This is a genomic window from Dendronalium sp. ChiSLP03b, assembly GCF_034531165.2.
In the GTDB taxonomy this organism is placed as follows: domain Bacteria; phylum Cyanobacteriota; class Cyanobacteriia; order Cyanobacteriales; family Nostocaceae; genus Dendronalium; species Dendronalium minutum.
Map to the genome: position 1 here is coordinate 18,937 of NZ_JAVRBR020000123.1, position 17,775 is coordinate 36,711.

Annotated in this window: 19 protein-coding genes and 2 pseudogenes; 11 read left to right on the forward strand and 10 right to left on the reverse strand. The window is 41.0% G+C overall.

From position 1 onward, the window contains the following. Window positions 1-91 precede the first annotated feature (91 nt). Window positions 92-526, reverse strand: coding sequence for a hypothetical protein (locus tag RMY31_RS28235; RefSeq protein ID WP_322657251.1), 435 nt, complete (start codon window positions 524-526; stop codon window positions 92-94). A 586-nt stretch (window positions 527-1,112) separates the two neighbouring features. Here RMY31_RS28235 and RMY31_RS28240 point away from each other — a divergent pair. Next, a complete protein-coding gene (locus RMY31_RS28240) occupies window positions 1,113-1,280 on the forward strand; it encodes a hypothetical protein (protein ID WP_322657252.1) in 168 nt (55 codons plus the stop codon). A 529-nt stretch (window positions 1,281-1,809) separates the two neighbouring features. Here the strand turns inward: RMY31_RS28240 and RMY31_RS28245 are convergent. Then, on the reverse strand, window positions 1,810-2,040 hold the full coding sequence (locus tag RMY31_RS28245) for a bromodomain-containing protein (protein ID WP_322657253.1): 231 nt from the start codon (window positions 2,038-2,040) through the stop codon (window positions 1,810-1,812). A 59-nt stretch (window positions 2,041-2,099) separates the two neighbouring features. After that, entirely contained in the window at window positions 2,100-2,414 is a 315-nt protein-coding gene (locus RMY31_RS28250; protein ID WP_322657254.1) for a hypothetical protein, read from the reverse strand. A 293-nt stretch (window positions 2,415-2,707) separates the two neighbouring features. On the opposite strand from RMY31_RS28250, the gene RMY31_RS28255 reads away from it, so the two are divergent. From RMY31_RS28255 to RMY31_RS28275, 5 genes and pseudogenes are all read left to right on the forward strand, one after another. Beyond that, window positions 2,708-2,881 (forward strand): GFA family protein, encoded by a 174-nt coding sequence (locus RMY31_RS28255; protein ID WP_409878663.1) that lies wholly within the window; start codon window positions 2,708-2,710, stop codon window positions 2,879-2,881. Window positions 2,882-2,913: 32 nt separating this feature from the next. Beyond that, window positions 2,914-2,985 (forward strand): annotated as a pseudogene (locus RMY31_RS28260) (aldehyde-activating protein); the annotation flags it as partial. 6 nt (window positions 2,986-2,991) lie between these two features. Further along, window positions 2,992-3,117 carry a hypothetical protein gene (locus tag RMY31_RS28265; RefSeq protein ID WP_322657256.1) on the forward strand — a complete coding sequence of 42 codons (126 nt, stop codon included), beginning with the start codon at window positions 2,992-2,994 and terminating at the stop codon, window positions 3,115-3,117. Window positions 3,118-3,311: 194 nt separating this feature from the next. Beyond that, window positions 3,312-5,261, forward strand: coding sequence for a two-component system sensor histidine kinase NblS (gene nblS, locus RMY31_RS28270; protein ID WP_322657257.1), 1,950 nt, complete (start codon window positions 3,312-3,314; stop codon window positions 5,259-5,261). A gap of 168 nt (window positions 5,262-5,429) precedes the next feature. Continuing rightward, window positions 5,430-6,077 (forward strand): HEAT repeat domain-containing protein, encoded by a 648-nt coding sequence (locus tag RMY31_RS28275; protein WP_322657258.1) that lies wholly within the window; start codon window positions 5,430-5,432, stop codon window positions 6,075-6,077. Here RMY31_RS28275 and RMY31_RS28280 read toward each other — a convergent pair. Next, on the reverse strand, window positions 6,069-6,563 hold the full coding sequence (locus RMY31_RS28280) for a hypothetical protein (RefSeq protein WP_322657259.1): 495 nt from the start codon (window positions 6,561-6,563) through the stop codon (window positions 6,069-6,071). The two genes, RMY31_RS28275 and RMY31_RS28280, sit on opposite strands and share 9 nt — an antisense overlap. A gap of 391 nt (window positions 6,564-6,954) precedes the next feature. On the opposite strand from RMY31_RS28280, the gene RMY31_RS28285 reads away from it, so the two are divergent. The 3 genes and pseudogenes from RMY31_RS28285 to RMY31_RS28295 all read left to right on the forward strand — a co-directional run bounded on the left by RMY31_RS28285 (window position 6,955) and on the right by RMY31_RS28295 (window position 9,356). After that, the gene (locus RMY31_RS28285) at window positions 6,955-7,857 is read left to right on the forward strand and encodes a YihY/virulence factor BrkB family protein (RefSeq protein WP_322657260.1); all 903 of its coding nucleotides are present in this window, start codon (window positions 6,955-6,957) and stop codon (window positions 7,855-7,857) included. A gap of 52 nt (window positions 7,858-7,909) precedes the next feature. Then, window positions 7,910-8,281, forward strand: a pseudogene (locus tag RMY31_RS28290) (DUF4112 domain-containing protein); the annotation flags it as partial. A gap of 139 nt (window positions 8,282-8,420) precedes the next feature. Beyond that, a complete protein-coding gene (locus RMY31_RS28295) occupies window positions 8,421-9,356 on the forward strand; it encodes an alpha/beta fold hydrolase (protein WP_322657261.1) in 936 nt (311 codons plus the stop codon). 902 nt (window positions 9,357-10,258) lie between these two features. Here RMY31_RS28295 and RMY31_RS28300 read toward each other — a convergent pair. Both RMY31_RS28300 and RMY31_RS28305 read right to left on the reverse strand, forming a co-directional pair. Next, entirely contained in the window at window positions 10,259-10,870 is a 612-nt protein-coding gene (locus RMY31_RS28300) for a hypothetical protein (RefSeq protein ID WP_322657262.1), read from the reverse strand. Between the two features lie 275 nt (window positions 10,871-11,145). Next, on the reverse strand, window positions 11,146-12,249 hold the full coding sequence (locus RMY31_RS28305) for a D-alanine--D-alanine ligase family protein (protein ID WP_322657263.1): 1,104 nt from the start codon (window positions 12,247-12,249) through the stop codon (window positions 11,146-11,148). 411 nt (window positions 12,250-12,660) lie between these two features. Between RMY31_RS28305 and RMY31_RS28310 the strand changes: the two genes are divergently transcribed. Further along, window positions 12,661-13,509, forward strand: a complete 849-nt coding sequence (locus RMY31_RS28310) for a lysophospholipid acyltransferase family protein (RefSeq protein ID WP_322657264.1) — start codon at window positions 12,661-12,663, stop codon at window positions 13,507-13,509. 68 nt (window positions 13,510-13,577) lie between these two features. Here RMY31_RS28310 and RMY31_RS28315 read toward each other — a convergent pair whose 3' ends face one another. The 4 genes from RMY31_RS28315 to miaB all read right to left on the reverse strand — a co-directional run bounded on the left by RMY31_RS28315 (window position 13,578) and on the right by miaB (window position 16,960). Continuing rightward, the gene (locus RMY31_RS28315; protein WP_322657265.1) at window positions 13,578-13,910 is read right to left on the reverse strand and encodes a DUF5615 family PIN-like protein; all 333 of its coding nucleotides are present in this window, start codon (window positions 13,908-13,910) and stop codon (window positions 13,578-13,580) included. Further along, window positions 13,907-14,131 carry a DUF433 domain-containing protein gene (locus tag RMY31_RS28320; protein WP_322657266.1) on the reverse strand — a complete coding sequence of 75 codons (225 nt, stop codon included), beginning with the start codon at window positions 14,129-14,131 and terminating at the stop codon, window positions 13,907-13,909. The genes RMY31_RS28315 and RMY31_RS28320 overlap by 4 nt, the downstream gene beginning before the upstream one ends. 268 nt (window positions 14,132-14,399) lie before the next feature. Then, window positions 14,400-15,395, reverse strand: a complete 996-nt coding sequence (locus RMY31_RS28325) for a DNA cytosine methyltransferase (protein WP_322657267.1) — start codon at window positions 15,393-15,395, stop codon at window positions 14,400-14,402. Between the two features lie 200 nt (window positions 15,396-15,595). Beyond that, a complete protein-coding gene (miaB, locus tag RMY31_RS28330) occupies window positions 15,596-16,960 on the reverse strand; it encodes a tRNA (N6-isopentenyl adenosine(37)-C2)-methylthiotransferase MiaB (protein ID WP_322657268.1) in 1,365 nt (454 codons plus the stop codon). 148 nt (window positions 16,961-17,108) lie between these two features. On the opposite strand from miaB, the gene RMY31_RS28335 reads away from it, so the two are divergent. Then, window positions 17,109-17,723: an alpha/beta hydrolase gene (locus RMY31_RS28335; protein WP_322657269.1), complete on the forward strand. Its 615-nt coding sequence runs from the start codon at window positions 17,109-17,111 to the stop codon at window positions 17,721-17,723. Window positions 17,724-17,775 lie beyond the last annotated feature (52 nt).

Genomic DNA, 17,775 nt, shown 5'->3' on the forward strand with positions numbered 1-17,775 from the left:
AACAAGGGGGACAAAGAAAATAATTCCTGCCTTCTGGCTTGTAAACACTGACTTATCGCAATACTCAATCTCCAATACTCAGTTTCCAGCCTTAAGTATTTGTCAGCACAGGAGACCAAGCAATTGAGCTTGTTTTAAATAAAGTAGAACAATCAATAACACGAGGTATATCTATTATCCCTTGACGATCCCAGGAAGGATAAATGTAATTCTGTAGCCAGCAAGTAAGCTCCCAAGAATACTTATTAGATATCTCATTTAATAGTGCGATCGCACTATTTCGTGATAAAAAACTGATTTCTTCTCCATATAAATCTAAGGGAAAAGCCAGAGTCTGTAAAAGGCTTTCATATTTAACACTCGTTTTATTCTTATCTTCACCAAAACAATAATTAATAAGAGAAAAACCAGCAATATTTAAATCTAATCCATTAGAAGCAAAGATAAAAGTCTCACCATCTTTCTCAGATTCATAATCACTAGGAAGCCAGAAATCTCTACAAAAAAACTGGTAGTCGTTAGACATAATCATCCTATATATTTTCAAAATATTTAAGAATAAAAAAGGTCTCATAATGGTAGACTGCCATCAGTAGTATTTACCAATGAACAGCATTACGAGTAAATTTGATTTCTGAAATATATTCAAAGCAATAATGATGTTAATAGCATCACTTCATACTTTGAGAAGTCAAGTATTATGTTAATAACATCACTTCATACTTTGAGAAGTTGTGATTTGTGTGGTTGAATACAGCTAGGACTTGTGTATTAATAATAGTCCTAACCTATGGATTCCCTACTATTTGTATCGAAAGCTACTTCTTAATAGTGAATCCGGTTGTCATCCAGATTATGGAACATCACACTTATCTTTTACTTTAACTTTCAGCGAGCCGCTAATTTAGGGAATTAATCAAAAATCAACAATGAACAGACATATTATTATAAATAGCATAATTACTACCTGCAATTTTTAAATTTTTTTCAAGATGATGAAAAATTCATCTTTGTATAAATTGCTTACATTATTTAGGCACAGTATTTCAAAGTGTTATATTATTCTGACTTTTTCCGGTATTCTTATAACTCACTTCCAGACTAGGTTTTGTTTGACAAACGCTAAATTTTACCAAGCATTGATAGTGTTCTACGCGTCGATCGCAGCAATCAAAGTGTATCGATATTTACCTATCTATGCTTTGGGAGGAACACCAGTCGAGTTTATAAGTTGTACGGAATTCTCTCGTGCAGAATCTCAAGATCCACGTCGGATATAGTCTTATTGATTGCAGGAAGGTTATATATTTAGATAAGCTAGGCGATCCCTGGCATAAAAATCGGCTCGAATTGCTAGAGCAGATAATAACAGATGTAGACTGCAATAACCAATAGACCTGCAACAATACCTTTGTAGTGATGTTGTACTGCAATTAGTTGCTGCGAGATATTTTTCTAGAGCAGGTATTAAACTGCAACAAAACAGCCAGGATATTGCTCCTGGCTGGTGATAACCAATGAAACTTGTGGTGATTTCTAGTTAATATTAGCAAACGAAGAGAGCAACAACTAATAAATATGAAACAGATATGAAACAGTCTTTTTTGAACCTATGTAACAGGATAATTCCTAATTCATAATATAATCTGCTCTCAGTAATCACGAATTACGAACTATCTGTTAGAAAATCGAGCGCCTGCGTTCCAGAGAGAAATAAAATGCTAGTCAATAAACATCAAAATATTCCACTTGTAGCAAGCATAAAACCATCGAGATGATGTTATGGATATGTCAGAAAGAGCATAGCAATTAGAACTGGTTTTCATCAAGACTATTCTCTTCTTGAGCCGCATGTGGCAGTATCGAGCGGTCATCATCTGGAATTCTTGTAGGTACTCCTAACCGCTTGCGAACTTGTTCCTCTGCTTGATTTTGGTCTTTGCTATTGTCAAACTGACTTGCATCTAACAGATATTTGCTGCGTGCTGCTTCATCTCGGGAAGGCCTATAGCCTTTCTTCCACTTGTACTTAAAGTTCATGAGCAAGCTATATCTTAACTACATGCTTAAATTTAATTTATTTACTGTATTTATTGCCTCTAGCGCTGGTCAGGTAGGTAACAATTAGTTGCCATACTTTTTTCCTCAATCCTACTATTATTTCCTACACTATAGGTAGAGTTCATGTTCAAGCTGGGAAAAGTGATATCACTAGCGGATTCATTGCTGGGATTGCAATCCGCTGGAAAAATAAAAAGTTGTTTTCCGAGTTGCACCGCCTTCCGATGAAGCGCGATCGCTTCATCCAAAGTATGAAACATAATTGGAATCCATCTGCCGCTGTAAAAGTAGACAACGACACGGTTCATTTTGTACTCATCTACGGGGAATGGATTTTGCCAGATCGAAACCACGCCGATACTACTCCTGATGTAATAGATTTATTGATGAAAAATTTATTTAAGCTTTGATTTAAATTTTTACTTTCCTTAACACTTTCCTGCTTCTTGCCTAGGATGGATAAGCAAATATACTTAATATTTACTTAAGATTTTGGTTCTTTAACTTGTTTTGATTTTGTTTAACCGATACGACTACACTCTCATAGGGAGTAAAGTAAAGTTGGAACTTGTAATGCATAGTCTGGGCGATCGCTACCTTGCAAATAGCAACTCAGACTTGTACCCAGCAAAGGCAAGATAGTCTGATGGCAGAACGTATCAGAGGTGGTTGTATGTGCGGGGCTATCCGCTACGAATGTTCAGCAGAACCAATAGCTATGGGGAATTGCCACTGTCGCGATTGCCAACGGGCTACAGGAAGTGCATTTGCTGCGGCGCTCCTCGTGCCATCTAGTGCAGTCACTATTACCGGAGATTAAAATAGTACGAGGTTACAGGCGATCGCGGCAGCATTGTCAGACGTGGTTTCTGCCCAACCTGTGGGGCGCGGTTATTTGGTAAGCCACCCATACCCGACCTCATGAGCATCATGGCAGGGAGCCTCGACGACCCAAGCTGGTTTCGACTTGGGGTAGACTGTTATATAGTCAGTGCCCAACCTTGGGATTACATGAATCCGGATCTACCCAAGTTCGTCAAACTGCCGCCGATGTAACGATCGATTCGATGAAGGCAAACAGATACCAAATATTTCAGCCCTAGTAAGTGAGCTAAAACACATCTAAATTGCACAGTTGTTGACCGCTGATAGTCAACTGTCATCTCTCAATTAACATATTTGTCAAATTAACTGTTAATTTTTAAGTTGTTGGAGTTTATAACTAAAGACTACTAACAACTTTATTTAAGATGCTGGCTCTTTTAACAACAATCCGAGAAGCGATCGCTAATTGGTGGTCGGAGTTCACCCTCCAGACCAAGCTTTTGGCTGTCGCCACTTTAGTGGTTTCGTTGGTGATGAGTGGTTTGACCTTCTGGGCTGTGAATACAATTCAGCAGGATGCGCGGATGAACGACACTCGCTTCGGTAGCGATTTAGGACTGCTGCTAGCTGCCAACGTCGCCCCCCTCGTTGCTGACCAAAATCTCACTGAAGTTGCCCAATTTTCCCAACGCTTCTACAGCAGCACCTCTAGTGTGCGTTATATGCTCTACGCTGATGAAACTGGGAAAATCTTTTATGGAATTCCTTTTTGGGAACCAGAGGTAGAAAATTCTCTCACCATTGAGCGGCGAATACAACTGCCAGAAGATTACTCAGGCGATGGTGAAAAGCCAATGGTACGGCAACACATGACCCCAGATGGGTCAGTCACTGATGTATTTATTCCCCTCATTGTTAATAAAAAATACCTCGGTGTATTAGCGATCGGTATCAACCCCAATCAAACCGCAGTCATTTCTACAAATTTTACCCGTGATGTCACGATCGCCGTTTTCATCACGATTTGGGTAATGGTGATTTTAGCAGGAGTGATTAACGCTTTAACTATCACTAAACCAATTAAAGAACTGCTGGTTGGGGTGAAACAAATTGCTGCTGGTAACTTCAAACAGCGGATTGACTTACCCCTAGGAGGCGAACTGGGAGAGTTAATTCTCAACTTTAATGAAATGGCAGAACGCTTAGAAAGTTATGAAGAGCAAAACATTGAGGAACTGACAGCAGAAAAAGCCAAGTTAGAAACGTTGGTTTCAACCATCGCTGATGGTGCCGTCTTGATTGATAACAGTATGCAAGTGATTTTAGTCAACCCGACAGCGCAGCGAATTTTTGGCTGGGAAAGCGAAGAAGTAGTAGGTAGCAATGTTTTGCATCATTTGCCCTCGGCGGTACAAATGGAGATTGCGCGTCCCTTGTACGAAATGGCAGCAGGGGAGTGCGAAAGTGCAGAGTTTCGTATTCATCTGAACCAATCAATCAAACGCACCATTCGTATTCTCTTGACTACAGTACTCAACGTACAGCGGGAGAGTATTAAAGGTATTGCCATAACTGTGCAAGATATTACCCGTGAAGTAGAGCTGAACGAGGCCAAAAGTCAATTTATCAGCAACGTTTCTCACGAACTGCGAACGCCTTTATTTAATATCAAATCTTTTATTGAAACTTTGCACGATTATGGCGAAGACTTGAGTATTGAACAGCGACAAGATTTTCTGCAAACTGTCAATCATGAAACCGATCGCTTGACTCGCTTAGTCAACGATGTTTTGGACTTGTCCAAGCTAGAATCTGGTCGCAATTATAACTTTGATGGAGTAGATCTGGCGCAGGCGATCGAGCAAACTCTGCGTACTTACCAACTCAATGCTAAAGATAAAGGCATTGAACTAATTCAGGAAGTCGCCCCCAGCTTGCCGCTTGTCGTGGGTAATTATGATTTGTTGCTGCAAGTATTAGCTAATTTAGTTGGTAATGCCTTGAAATTCACTGAGGCGGGTGGCAAAGTAGCAATTCGTGCCTACCAATTAGATCCCAAGCCTAACTCTCATAATCAGTCTTCTCAAGTGCGAGTAGAAATATCGGATACCGGTATTGGCATTGCCCAAGAAGACCAACAGGCAATTTTTGACCGCTTCTTCCGCGTCGAAAACCGCGTTCACACCCTAGAAGGTACTGGCTTGGGTTTATCAATTGTGAGAAACATTATGGAAAGGCATCGGAGTAAAATGCATCTGGTAAGTGAAGTTGGGGTGGGTACCACTTTTTGGTTTGACCTAACCCTGTTTGATGAAGACGCATCAACAAAAGTTGTAGCGCCTACAGCTGAACCCTCCAAAATCCCAACAGCTTAAAAGGGACTAGGGATCGGATACTGGCTACTGGAAAGATGTTCAAAAATTTGAGAGAAGTTAAAGCAGAATTCCAGAATTTTTCCGTTTTTTACCCAATCTCCAGTCTCTAGCCCCTTTTACCGATCAACAATCATTTGCTAAATTTAGGAAATTTTTAGATACAAGTGAATGAATCAAAATCGTCTTGAACTGCTTGAGTTAAAACTACGCACACAAGCTCTGAATGAACGCAAAGCCGCTCTAGATGAGCTGGCTTCATTTCCCGCTGAAGTCGCTGTACCCCTATTCCAAAAGCTAGCTCAAGAAAAAGACGTTGTGCTTTGTCGCTTTGCGGTGATGGGTTTGGGCAATCACCGGACTGACGCTTCATTTCAAGTTCTACAACAAATCTTAGAGCATAACCAAGATGGGAATGTGCTATCCGAAGCGGCGAATTCACTTTTTGAATTTGGTGATGTAGCTATTCCCTTGCTGCAACAGCTGTTTGAGCGGTCTGACAACTGGTTAGTTCGTCAGACAGTAATTTCTCTACTGATGGAAACCAACAATCCTGAGGTTTTATTAGCTGTTGCAGTACAATCTTTGGAGGATGAGACACAATCGATTCAACAAGCTGGGATTCAAGCTCTTGGTCATTTGTTGAAATCATCCTTGAAGAATCAGGCTTTGGCGCTGTTAACAGAACTTGCACAAGATTCCGACTGGCAAAACCGATGGCAAATAGCGATCGCTCTCCAAGGCTGTGAAGATCCTCAAGCCCAGCAATTAATTGCCAAGCTCCAGCAAGACGAACATTTTCGCGTCGCATTACAGTGAATTAGCCTTACTCTGTCCCTGCTCGCTCTTCCGCTCTCTTGCCAAGCTATCAATAGCGTCACCCAAGGCAGTAGTAAGACTTTTGCGGGTTTGGGCGTGGTTGTCTTGCTCCGTTTTTAAAGCTTGCAGCAGACGATCGCGTTCTTTGGTGACTGCAATCAATTTGCCTTGCAATTCTTTTACAGATTGGATTTGTTGGATTTCTTGTTGGATAGCTGTCGTTATTTTACCATCAACCAGTATTCCTGCCTCAATACCTTTGAGTTTCTGAATTTCTACCTTGAGGGATGCGATCGCCTGTTGAGATAGATGAGCATCTGTGCGGCGTTGCTCTGCTTCTGTGTTGTAGAGTTTGCGCCATTTTTCTGCGCTTTCCCAAGCAGCATCGCGCTCGCGTTGCTGTTCTCCTAGCTGCTGTTTAAGTGCCTGAATTTCTGCCAACCACTTTTGTGTTAAAACTGCTGTTTTATCAGTACTTTCAGTCATTTTAATACTCTTTTATAACTACCACTGTACTAATTTTGGGTATTTGTCAATTAAAAACGTAAATCTAAATACGTTGTTAAGAGAACAAAACTAATATCATCAAACTAAAAACTGACGATACCATTTTTACAAGAAATAATGGGAAATTTAAAAGCCCTCCAGTAACAGACAGAAAATATTTTCTGCTTGTTACCTCCTGATACCAATTCTCTAAAATCTCATTACACATCAATCTCTCCGTGTCTTTCTGGCGATCCGAATCATGCGACTTAAAGGCACATTAGCTTACCACCACCGAAAGTTTGGTAAAAAAATTAATAAATATAGATGCGATCGCCACTGAAAATCTGGCAAATTATTTGAGGAAACTAACCAGCCGTAGCTAACAATCATGGGACAGCCTCGTTTTGTCGGCTTTGTTCGTCATCTAAATTGGCGCACGCTCAAGAAAACTTTTGCCAGGACAATGGAAAGGCGACTTTTGGGACTGGCTTCGGAAATTGCCTTCAACGCCATACTATCCCTGTTTCCAGCAATTCTCGCCGTACTCACAGCCATCGGTCTATTTGAAGAATCGTTGCAAGATACCTTTAAACAGCTGGCGAATCAAATCAGTCAAATCGCACCCGAAGAAGCTTTGAAACTAATTCGTGATTTTGCCACCAGAGAAATTACCAACTCTAAAAACAGAGGTTTATTTTCTTTGAGTTTTGCGATCGCTATTTGGACTGCTTCTGGGGCCATAAGTACTGCCATGACTGCCTTCGATCAAATCCATCAAATTCCCCCAGAACGGACGCGTCCCTTTTGGAAAGCCAAACTTGTCTCCCTCGGATTAACAGTCGGTACAATTTTGCTGTTAATGGTGGCTTCTTTCTCGGTATTTATTAGTGACTTACTATTAGGAATGGTGGTGTATAAAAATGGTTCTTTAATTTTCTTGTTGCATCTTTGGCTGTTGTTACGTTGGCCTTTAGCTTTAAGTATAGTTGCAGCTGCGTTCGGCTTTGTCTATCGCTATGGTCCCAGCGTGTGGAACTCAGGTACGCCGATGATGCCAGGGGCAATTTTAGCAGCTGTTTTCTGGGCAATACTGTCTGGTTTGTTTCGGACTTATGTAGCAAATTTCGGCAACTACAATAAAGTTTATGGTGCAGTAGGCACTGTGATAGTTTTAATGCTGTGGCTGTGGATGAGTGCTGCTGTGATGTTAGTGGGCGATCAATTGAATGTGACTGTCGGTGAGGATATGCGCTCAAAAACAGATAAAAATTTGCCGAAAAAAATTAATTAATCAGTTAGAACGTGACAGTCATCAGTTCATCCTAAAACAAGCGATCGCCTTCATGCCTAATTCTTCACGTTTTTCTAATATCGATCCTAGCGCTCATGTACCTACTTTAAAACGGCTGCGTCAGCTGAGCCGCCTTCTAGATAAAGTCATTACTATTCCCGGAACGCCAATTGCTATTGGTCTAGATCCAATTCTAGGATTTATACCTATTGGTGGTGATTTTTTAGGGTTTTTACTTTCCAGCTACATCATCGTAGAAGCGGCACGATTGGGAGTAACGAAAGCTACTTTGGGCAGAATGCTCTTGAATGTTATTATCGATAGCTTAATAGGTGCTATTCCTGTAGCAGGAGACTTTTTTGATTTTGCTTGGAAAGCAAACGAATATAATCTTAAGCTTTTAGAAGAACACTTTAAGTTTCCCCACTAGCAGAAAAGTGTAAATACTTAGTTGGAATTTATAGTTTTAGCTAACTGCCATTGTCATATTAGCCTTCCCATGCTAATAATTGGAATGCTGTAGTACGGCTTTACTGGCGTTTAAATTAGTCATTGATAAAGGAATGAAAGATTGGTGGCAAGCCACTTTTCCTAAAGGGCGGCAAAGTCTAATTATTAGCGATGCTCATGGGTATCCTGTTCAAATTGCTTATGGTGAAAAAGGTAGAGGTAAACCGTTAATTTTATTACATGGTATGGGTAGCTGGAGCTACAATTGGCGTTATAGTATTGACCCACTATCTAAATATTTTCGGGTAATTTGTTTTGATGCCAAAGGCTACGGTTTTTCTGAGAAACCATTGTCTCGCAGAGAAAATAACAGTCATCAAATCATTGAATTTGAGAGAATCATTCAGGCATTATGTGATGAGCCTGCGGTGATTGTAGCAGAATCATTAGGAGGATTAGTTGCTCTTGCCCTTGCTCAAAGAAATCCTGATTTAATAGGGCGGTTAGTAGTAGTCAATGTACCTATTTTTGCCAAATATCTACCTCATTGGGCTATGCGGTTGCTTGCTCTAACTCCCTTGGAAATAGTGCAAGCAATTGACTATTTGCGTCTGGCATATCTGTTTGCGCCTCTATTTAGAGAAATTATGGCAATAGAGAGGCGTGGAGAACTATTCGACCCATCGATACTGACACCAGAGGATGCGTATTGGATAGCTTACCCGTTTATTGAGTTGCCTGGTACGATTGCTAAAGTTGCCGAAGAATTACAAATAGCAGCACAGGAAATTGATAATTGTCAAGCTAATAAGCCAAATATGCTCAGTAAAATTCAAAACGATCTGAGCGCTATTAAGTGTCCTACATTAATTTTGTGGGGCGAGCAAGATGGTTGGTTTCCGGCTAGCCATGGTAAAAAACTGCATCAATGTATCCCTAATTCCAAGTTACAAATTCTGTCTAACTGCTGTCATGATGCTTCAACTGGTTCTTCAGAGGTAGTGAATGCAGCTGTTTTGGAGTTTCTACAAGATACAAGTTTTTTGTAAATTTGCTGCTTTAACAGCATTTCTAATTACGAATTACGAATTACGAATTACGAATTAGTATAGGGTAGTGATTTTGCCCAATTGCCATAAAAAAAGAGTGGGAGGAGGCATACCAATCGCCTCCGATCTCCCACTCTGGCATTTGCCGCTGTAGCGTTTAGGAATATATGCAGACGTTGCCCGTTATTTAGGGGGCTAATGGTACGTCAACGACAACGCCCGCAAGCATTTAATATTCCCTTTGCGACAAATGTCAAGCCTGATGATTAATATTTATTTGCCTAGATAAATAGTTTGTAAATTATTGGTAGATATATGTTGTTTGTCATAGAAAAATATTCTAGACAATGTTGAACAAGTTAGTCTTAATCTTGGTAGCCCCTGATAACAACACCCTTGAAGTCGTTTATCTTCTACAATTTAACTTAGTGAATCTGAGTATGGTTGCCATTTTGGCAGGTTTTTAAAATTTTAAAATTGCTTATTTATAACTTTTTAAAAACTATTAATTTGCTACAGACGATGAATTACAGGGAGTGGGGAGTAGGGGGAGATGAGGGAACGCGAGGACATAAAGAATAATCCCAATTTGAAAAATGATTGGGACAGATGGATTTACAGAACCCAGATACAAAAGGCGATTCTCAATTTAAAATCCAAAATGGTATAAGTAGAACGGCGTAAATATTTGTAGTTGGGATGAGGCAGAAGGCAGGAAGGAAGAGAGTTTTAGACTCGTTTATCTTTCTTAACATGGTTGTGTTTTTTCCCGCCGACTTACTTAACTCCTAATTCCTAACTCTTAACCATTAACTGACTATTGGACACTAATAAGGGTACGGAATTACCGTACCCTTATTAGCTAAACGCTTTATATGAGAGCTTTTCGTATTACGCTGATATTAAGAACTGCGTAAAATTGAAGACAAAGAATTCTGTTTGCGAATATCCATTAAGTCAGCTAAAGATTCTTTGCTTTTATCCAGTGGATGCCTGTGTTCTGGGGGCAGAACTGTCACCAGAGGCTTTGTTTTAGCTTGCATTGAAACAAAGGGCTTCAGTGGTTGCAACGGCACAAACACTGGCGGATTCTTGAGAGTCTGCGGTTCCAATCTTTGGGGACGGCTTGGTGTCACACGTGTGGGATAGCGGTTGATATGTTTGCGGACTTTTTGACGCTGCGTTGGACGATTAAGTAATCTGAGAATTACCAAGCAACCACTCCCACAACTGAGGGCGATCGCAATCACCATCCATAAAGGTGTAGGATTGCTAGTCTCAGAGGGTGTTTTGATTGGGTTTTCAACTACAGCTGGGATTTCTTCTGGTTCTACCTGTTCCGCGTTTCCAGCATAACCTAGGCTGTACAAGGCCAAGGCAGCACTCCCTAAAAGCATTGTTAATAACCCAGTTAACAACAATAAAGGATGCTGTGTAAGCAGATAGATAAAAATGTTCGAGCCACCTATTAGTCCCGACTTATTGTTTGTCAGTTCCAACGTTGGTTCTGTCATTTGGGTTGACTCATGCTGTACGCTCTGACTATTTTCCATGTTTACTTTCAGATTTGTACCCCTCTAGACCATGATTGTACTAAAAGAGCCAGCAATGAAGTATCCGTGGGCAGATTTCCGATTCTAGTAGCTTTTTTGTGCAATATATGCTACAGAATCTTCTGATTGTTCCAAAAATCGCTGCTTTTGGTAAATTTATGAGGGAGATGGCTCCGCTTGGGAAAGGGGAAGATCCGTCCTTTTCCCTGTCCAAAGAGCTTTTGACTCCCTCAGCACTATTTAGAATGTCTTTCGAGAGCAAGTTGAATCAATCGGTCTACTAATTCTGGAAAGGATATTCCACTATAAGCCCAGAGTTGGGGGTACATACTGGTAGCTGTAAAGCCTGGTAAGGTATTGATTTCGTTAATTAATACTTCTCCTGTAGCTTCTACATAGAAAAAGTCTACTCTTGCTAACCCAGCGGCATCAACAGCGGCAAAGGCTTGTAATGCCATATCCTGAATTTGACGGCTTACAGCATCTGGGATGGATGCGGGAATGTGTAAATCTGCTTTACCTTCAGTATATTTAGTTTCGTAATCATAAAAATCACTGTTAAAAGTAATTTCGCCGACGACGGAAGCTTGGGCTTGGTCGTTGCCTAAAACAGCGCATTCTACTTCTCTGGCGACAACTCCAGCTTCTACAATGATCCGTCGGTCGTAACCCGCAGCTTCATCTAGTGCCGTTTCTAATTCTTGGCGCGATCGCACTTTGGCAATACCCACTGATGAACCTAAGTTAGCAGGCTTGACAAAACAGGGATAGCCTAATGTTGCTTCAATATCATCACAGAGTTTAGGAAATACACAAGGATTTGACCAAACTTGCGCTCTAGTTAAAGCCTTGTATTTTACCTGCGGCAGTCCCGCTTGTTCAAAGGCCATTTTCATAGCAATCTTATCCATACCCATTGCTGAACCTAGTACCCCAGAACCAACAAAAGGAACTTGCATCAAGGTGAGTAACCCTTGAATTGTACCGTCTTCACCATTTGGGCCGTGGAGAATGGGAAACCAAACATCTACTTCAGCGACTTGGGAAGGTGATTGCCAACGACTTAAGGCTTGAGCTTGAGGGTTAGATGCCAAATTATTTTGTTCTTGAGGTGTTGAGTGTTCCGATTCCAAGAGTGGGAGGCCAGAACCTAGAACCTGTTGAGGTGTTTCTCCCGCCAACCAACGTCCATCTTTTTGGATGTAGAAAGGCAAGATTTCATACTTACTAGCATTTTGCTCTGCACTTAAGGCTTTAGCGATCGCCCGTGCTGAACTAATCGAAACTTCATGCTCACCAGAACGTCCGCCAAACAGCAAACCCACCCTCAGCTTAGTCATCTTTAGTACCTCTAAACTTCTCAAGCAGCTAGCGTATCACAACCTGCTAAAGTTGCTATATTTTTACTTGAACTCAGGTATTTTCAATAGTATGAGAAACATAAGAAATAAGACATGAGGCATAGGGAATAGAGGGATAAGGTGAGACAGCGCTGCGGAGAGAAGTTGCCATAGCGTAGCGAAGCGCGAGTCTTCTCCCAAGTGGAGCAAGTGGCGGGAGACGCTACGCGAACGAGCGTCACGAGCGTCGGAGGGTTTTCCTCCAAGCAAACTTCGGGGAGGGTTTCCCGGCATAAAGCAAGTGGCTCACCTTCTGGCTCCTGTCTCAGCACTATTGACTCCCGCCTTCTGGCATTAGAACCGCAACAATAGTGATAGTCAGACTTTCACCATTCCTGATAAGATGCTTGAATGTCACAAAAGCAACACAACCGTCACACAAAACCCGGATGGTCTTTAGACGAACGAGATCCAAAGTTCATCCAATCTTTAATGCCTCTAATAGGCTTTTTGTATCACTACTATTTTCGAGTTCAGACTAGTGGATGGCATCATATCCCAACCCAGGAAAAAGTCTTACTTGTTGGCTCCCACAATGGAGGACTCGCAGCTCCTGATATGGTAATGATGATGTATGACTGGTTCCGACGATTTGGTGTGGAGCGACCAGTCTATGGTCTGATGCATCCCAAGGTTTGGCAAGTTAGTTTGCCATTGGCACAACTAGTTGTTAAGGCTGGAGCGATCGTGGCTCATCCTAAAATGGCTTACGCCGCTTTGCGCTCTGGAGCTAGTGTACTAGTATATCCAGGTGGTGCAGAAGATGTTTTCCGACCGCATCATTTGCGTAATAAAATCTATTTTGCGGGACGGCAAGGATTTATCAAGTTAGCGCTGCGGGAGAATGTACCGATTGTGCCTGTAATTTCTTGCGGTGCCCACGATACGCTGATTGTGCTGGCTGATTTATACAAAGTTGTACAGCAACTTCACGAGTGGGGGATGCCTTGGCTGTTGGGAATCGACCCAGAAGTTTTTCCCATTTATCTGGGGTTGCCTTGGGGATTAGCACTTGGCCCTCTTCCCAACATCCCGTTCCCTGTGTCTATTAATACGCGTGTTTGTTCACCAATTGTGTTTGAACGCTACGGTCGGGAAGCAGCTAGCGATCGCCAGTATGTCAATGAATGTTATGAATTAGTTGTTAGCCAGATGCAGCAAGAGTTAGATTGCCTAGTGAAGCTAAGTGCTGAGTCATAAATAAGAAACAAGATTTTAAGGTTTAACGAATTCTCTATTGGTTTGCGTTATTAACGTTCAATCCTCTCTCATGCCAACACCAAAATACTCTGTTCCTGTGCATCCACAAACTGATTAATCATAACGTAATTGTCCCGCAGAACCTGTATGATTTTGGAGGTTGGACAATTGCCAACGCGCAGGTAGATAAATTTTGGTGGATGACCGTATAGAAGACTACGCTGGTGAAAATCAGAGTCTTTGGAAACTATGACGAAATCATTTGCTCTAGCGTATTCCCAAATTAGTACATCATCACTCTGAATCAGTGCCAATGCTTTAACATGCACTGAGTCAGAATATAGATCCGTAATCTGGGAGATGATTCGATCAGAGAGGTTTTCGTCCAGAAGCAATTTCACAGAGATGCTACAAATAACTTTCTCTCGCGATCAGCGGCAAAAGCAAGACAAGCTTTAATATCTTCGGAAGTAAGTTCAGAAAAATCTTCCAGAATTTCTTGTTCCGTCATGCCACCTGCGAGATATTCTAAGATATCGTACACTGTGATTCGCATTCCTCGAATGCAGGGTTTACCACTTCTTTTACCTGGTTCGATTGTGATGATGTCATCGTATTTCATGAGTTTGCAGGCATGTTTGCTTATGCTTATTGTCACACAACGCTAAGAAAGCTAAGACTTTTATCTGGAATTTTGGTGAGTAAATAACCTTGTTGTCAACGCCAATTCTCTCGTTTATCTGTAGCGATCGCCAGTATGTCAATGATTGTTATGAATTAGTTGTTAATTAAATGTAGCAAGAGTTAGACCAGCTAGTGAAGCGAAGTGCTGAGTCATAAACAACAAACAAGACAAAGAGGTTTTGTCCAGAAGCAGTTTCCTAGAAATGCTACAAATAACTTTCTGTTGCAATCGGCAGCATCTTTGCTTGATTACTGAAATTTTCAAAAGGCTTTTCAGAACAATCAGTTATGTATTGAGCCAGACTGCGAGCGACGTGTTCAGCCAAATTAACAGGTACTGCATTGCCAATCATCTGCTCAATATCAGTTTTAGAACCCTCAAAAGTAAACGTTTCTGGAAAGGTTTGCAGACAACTTCTCTCTAAAGTAGTCAAAGAACGTATTACTGATGATATTGGCGCTGAATCTCCAGGGTGTGGTTTATAAGTTTTTGGTATAGGTCTATTTACTCCTCTAATTGTTGGGCTAGGTTCATCAATACTAAATACACCACGTCTCTTGTAGCTTCTAGGATGTCTATAGTAATGCTCAACATCTAAGGTTTTTCCAGTTTGCCTAAAATACTGCCTAATAGTCATAGGTTTATTAGATAAACCTGTCTCTAAATAAGATTCTAACCTCCTGTCTTCTCCATTAAGTTCGCCGATCCAAAAGAATCTTTTTCTATTTTGTGGAACACTACATAAACTAGCATCGAGTATTTTCTCAGTAAGACCATATTTAGCAATTTTAAATATTTTTTTTGCTTCTTGATACTTTATGCTTTTTGCAAATCTATCAACATTTTCCATAATGAAGAATTTTGGTTTGACAGCAGCTACTATTTCAGCAAAGGAGATTGTCAAATCGCCTCGCCCCAATGTTTCATCTCTTTTACCTGCACTTGAAAAATCCTGACAAGGTGGACCTCCAGCTATAATATCTGGATTGAGTTTTTTAAATATGTCAAAATCTTCTTTAATAATACGAAGATCTACTATAAAAGCTTGATGATTAAAATTTTGATGGTAGACATCTATAGCTAATCCCCAATTATCAAAACCAGCAACTACATTAAAACCAGCATTTTGAATTCCTAAGGATAATCCACCACATCCAGAGAACAAATCTATAACTCTAAATTTATTCAGCTTAATTTTCATTTTTAATGTCTATTTAATAGTTATTTAAGCAAATAGTTCTGGATTAGTTAAAAGAGCAGCATCCAATCTTCTTTCAGGACTCAGAAAGTTCTGTCTAGCAATGATTACATATAAACTTGCAATCATTGCAGCATAAGACCACTATTCTAAAGTGTAACTGGAATAGCTAAATGATTTAATCTTTTTATTCAAAAAATTTTCTATACTGATATTGCTTGCCGCACTTCTATCGGTTCACCAGTCAAGCTAAAAGCTCGAACTTCGGTAATTTTTACCTTTACTAATTGTCCTTTGAGTTCGTTAATGTCGCCAGTGAAGAAGGTGAGACGATTACCGCCTGTACGTCCCATCACCTGAGTTTTATCTTTAGGGTTTTGGTCTTCTACCAAGACTTCTTCGATGCGTCCAAAGTAACGTTGCGATCGCTCGGCTGCTTTGATGCCCACTAAATGATTTAATCTTTGTAGGCGATCGCTTTTTACTTCTTCACTCAACTGGTTTGTCCACAAAGCTGCGGGTGTCCCCGGACGAGGTGAATATGCTGCTGTATTCAACATGTCAAAGCCAATATCTTCCACCAGCTTTAAAGTATTTTCAAACTGCTCTTCTGTTTCCCCAGGAAAACCGACAATCGCATCAGCACTAATTGATGCATCTGGCATATATCGCCGAATTGTATCGATAATCCGGCGATATTTCTCGTGAGTATAACCCCGTCCCATTGCCTTTAAAACTTCGTTATCCCCTGATTGAAAAGGAACATGGAAGTGTTCGCACACTTTGGGCAATTCCGCACAAGCCCGAATTAGTCGCTCAGTAAAATAACGGGGGTGACTAGTAGCAAATCTTAAACGCTCAATTTCTGGTACATTATGCACGTAATAGAGTAAATCTGTGAAAGTGTGCAGATGCCGACCTTTTGGTGTTACACCAGGCAAGTCTCTACCATAAGCATCAATATTTTGACCTAAAAGAGTTACTTCCTTGTAACCTTGCCGTCCCAATTCTGCCATTTCAGCGCGAATAGCTTCCGGCGTACGGGATTGTTCTACGCCGCGTACATTGGGAACGACGCAGTAAGTGCAGCGTTCATTACAGCCATATATCACATTCACCCAAGCAGTTACTTTGCTATCCCGGCGCGGTTGGGTGATATCCTCCATAATGTGAACTGGCTCGGTTGCCACAACTTGATTACCCTCCAAGACCGACTCTAGTAAATCTTTGAGACGGTTGGCGTGTTGTGGCCCCATCACTAAATCTAATTCTGGGACTCGCCGCAACAGCGTTTCGCCTTCCTGCTGGGCAACACAACCAGCAACAATCAATGTTAAATCTGGCTGCTCGTGTTTGCGCTTTGCCTGTCTGCCGAGATAAGAATAAACCTTTTGTTCGGCATTATCTCGAATCGTGCAGGTATTGTAGAGAATCACGTCTGCATTATTTGGATCTTCTGACCACTCAAAACCCATATCTTCTAAAATGCCAGCCATGCGTTCTGAGTCGGCTTTATTCATCTGGCAACCGAAGGTGGTGATGTGGTAGCGGCGTTTAGAAGCGATCATGGGCAATTATGCTTAATCAGCGTAATGTTATATAAGCTTTATTTCTATTTCTATTCTATTAAAGTATAGAAAAGACTACTTGATGGAGTAGGCGATCGCTTTTATGGTTCAAGTAGAAGAGTAGGATTTTAGGAGTAAACCTCTGTCTTTGCAATTCGTTACCTTTCCCCCCTCAACTTCTCAACCTCCAGTCGGCTTAATAGTTACTTTGCACGGTTGGGGAGCTAACGCTGAGGATGTCGCATCTTTATTACCTTTTTTCAGATTACCTGAGTACCAGTTTATCTTCCCCAATGCACCTTATCCTTATCCCTATTCCTCTATAGGGAGGGCGTGGTACGACTTGAGGATGGAGAATATGTATCAAGGTTTAGCAGAAAGTCGGCAACTGCTAATAGATTGGTTGCAATCTTTGGAAAGTACTACTGGTGTGCCTTTATCACGCACTATTTTGAGTGGATTTTCTCAAGGTGGAGCTATGACTTTGGATGTGGGATTAAACTTACCCCTGGCCGGTTTAATAGTCATGAGTGGGTATTTGCATCCAGATGTAGAAACGACAACTAAAAGTAGTTTTCCGCCGACTTTAATCATGCATGGTAGAAACGATGAAGTTGTGCCGCTGCAAGCTGCCTTAAAAGCACGCGAAACTGTGGAGTCTCTGGGAGTTGCGACAGAGTACCACGAATTTGATATGGGGCATGAAATTAGTCCACAAATGTTAGATGTGCTACGAAATTTTGTTGTAAATGCAATTGGCTAGTCTCGGTTGCAAGTTTTTTACAAATAAAGGTAAAAATCCTGAAAATTTTTAC

Coding starts and splice junctions, on each gene's coding strand:
- RMY31_RS28320 (WP_322657266.1), bottom strand. CDS start 14,131: ATGAAATACGATGACATCATCACAATCGAACCAGGTAAAAGAAGTGGT.
- RMY31_RS28310 (WP_322657264.1), top strand. CDS start 12,661: ATGTCACAAAAGCAACACAACCGTCACACAAAACCCGGATGGTCTTTA.
- RMY31_RS28275 (WP_322657258.1), top strand. CDS start 5,430: ATGAATCAAAATCGTCTTGAACTGCTTGAGTTAAAACTACGCACACAA.
- RMY31_RS28300 (WP_322657262.1), bottom strand. CDS start 10,870: ATGACAGAACCAACGTTGGAACTGACAAACAATAAGTCGGGACTAATA.
- RMY31_RS28235 (WP_322657251.1), bottom strand. CDS start 526: ATGTCTAACGACTACCAGTTTTTTTGTAGAGATTTCTGGCTTCCTAGT.
- nblS (WP_322657257.1), top strand. CDS start 3,312: ATGCTGGCTCTTTTAACAACAATCCGAGAAGCGATCGCTAATTGGTGG.
- RMY31_RS28255 (WP_409878663.1), top strand. CDS start 2,708: ATGGCAGAACGTATCAGAGGTGGTTGTATGTGCGGGGCTATCCGCTAC.
- RMY31_RS28245 (WP_322657253.1), bottom strand. CDS start 2,040: ATGAACTTTAAGTACAAGTGGAAGAAAGGCTATAGGCCTTCCCGAGAT.
- RMY31_RS28285 (WP_322657260.1), top strand. CDS start 6,955: ATGGGACAGCCTCGTTTTGTCGGCTTTGTTCGTCATCTAAATTGGCGC.
- miaB (WP_322657268.1), bottom strand. CDS start 16,960: ATGATCGCTTCTAAACGCCGCTACCACATCACCACCTTCGGTTGCCAG.
- RMY31_RS28265 (WP_322657256.1), top strand. CDS start 2,992: ATGGCAGGGAGCCTCGACGACCCAAGCTGGTTTCGACTTGGGGTAGAC.
- RMY31_RS28305 (WP_322657263.1), bottom strand. CDS start 12,249: ATGACTAAGCTGAGGGTGGGTTTGCTGTTTGGCGGACGTTCTGGTGAG.
- RMY31_RS28325 (WP_322657267.1), bottom strand. CDS start 15,395: ATGAAAATTAAGCTGAATAAATTTAGAGTTATAGATTTGTTCTCTGGA.
- RMY31_RS28295 (WP_322657261.1), top strand. CDS start 8,421: ATGAAAGATTGGTGGCAAGCCACTTTTCCTAAAGGGCGGCAAAGTCTA.
- RMY31_RS28280 (WP_322657259.1), bottom strand. CDS start 6,563: ATGACTGAAAGTACTGATAAAACAGCAGTTTTAACACAAAAGTGGTTG.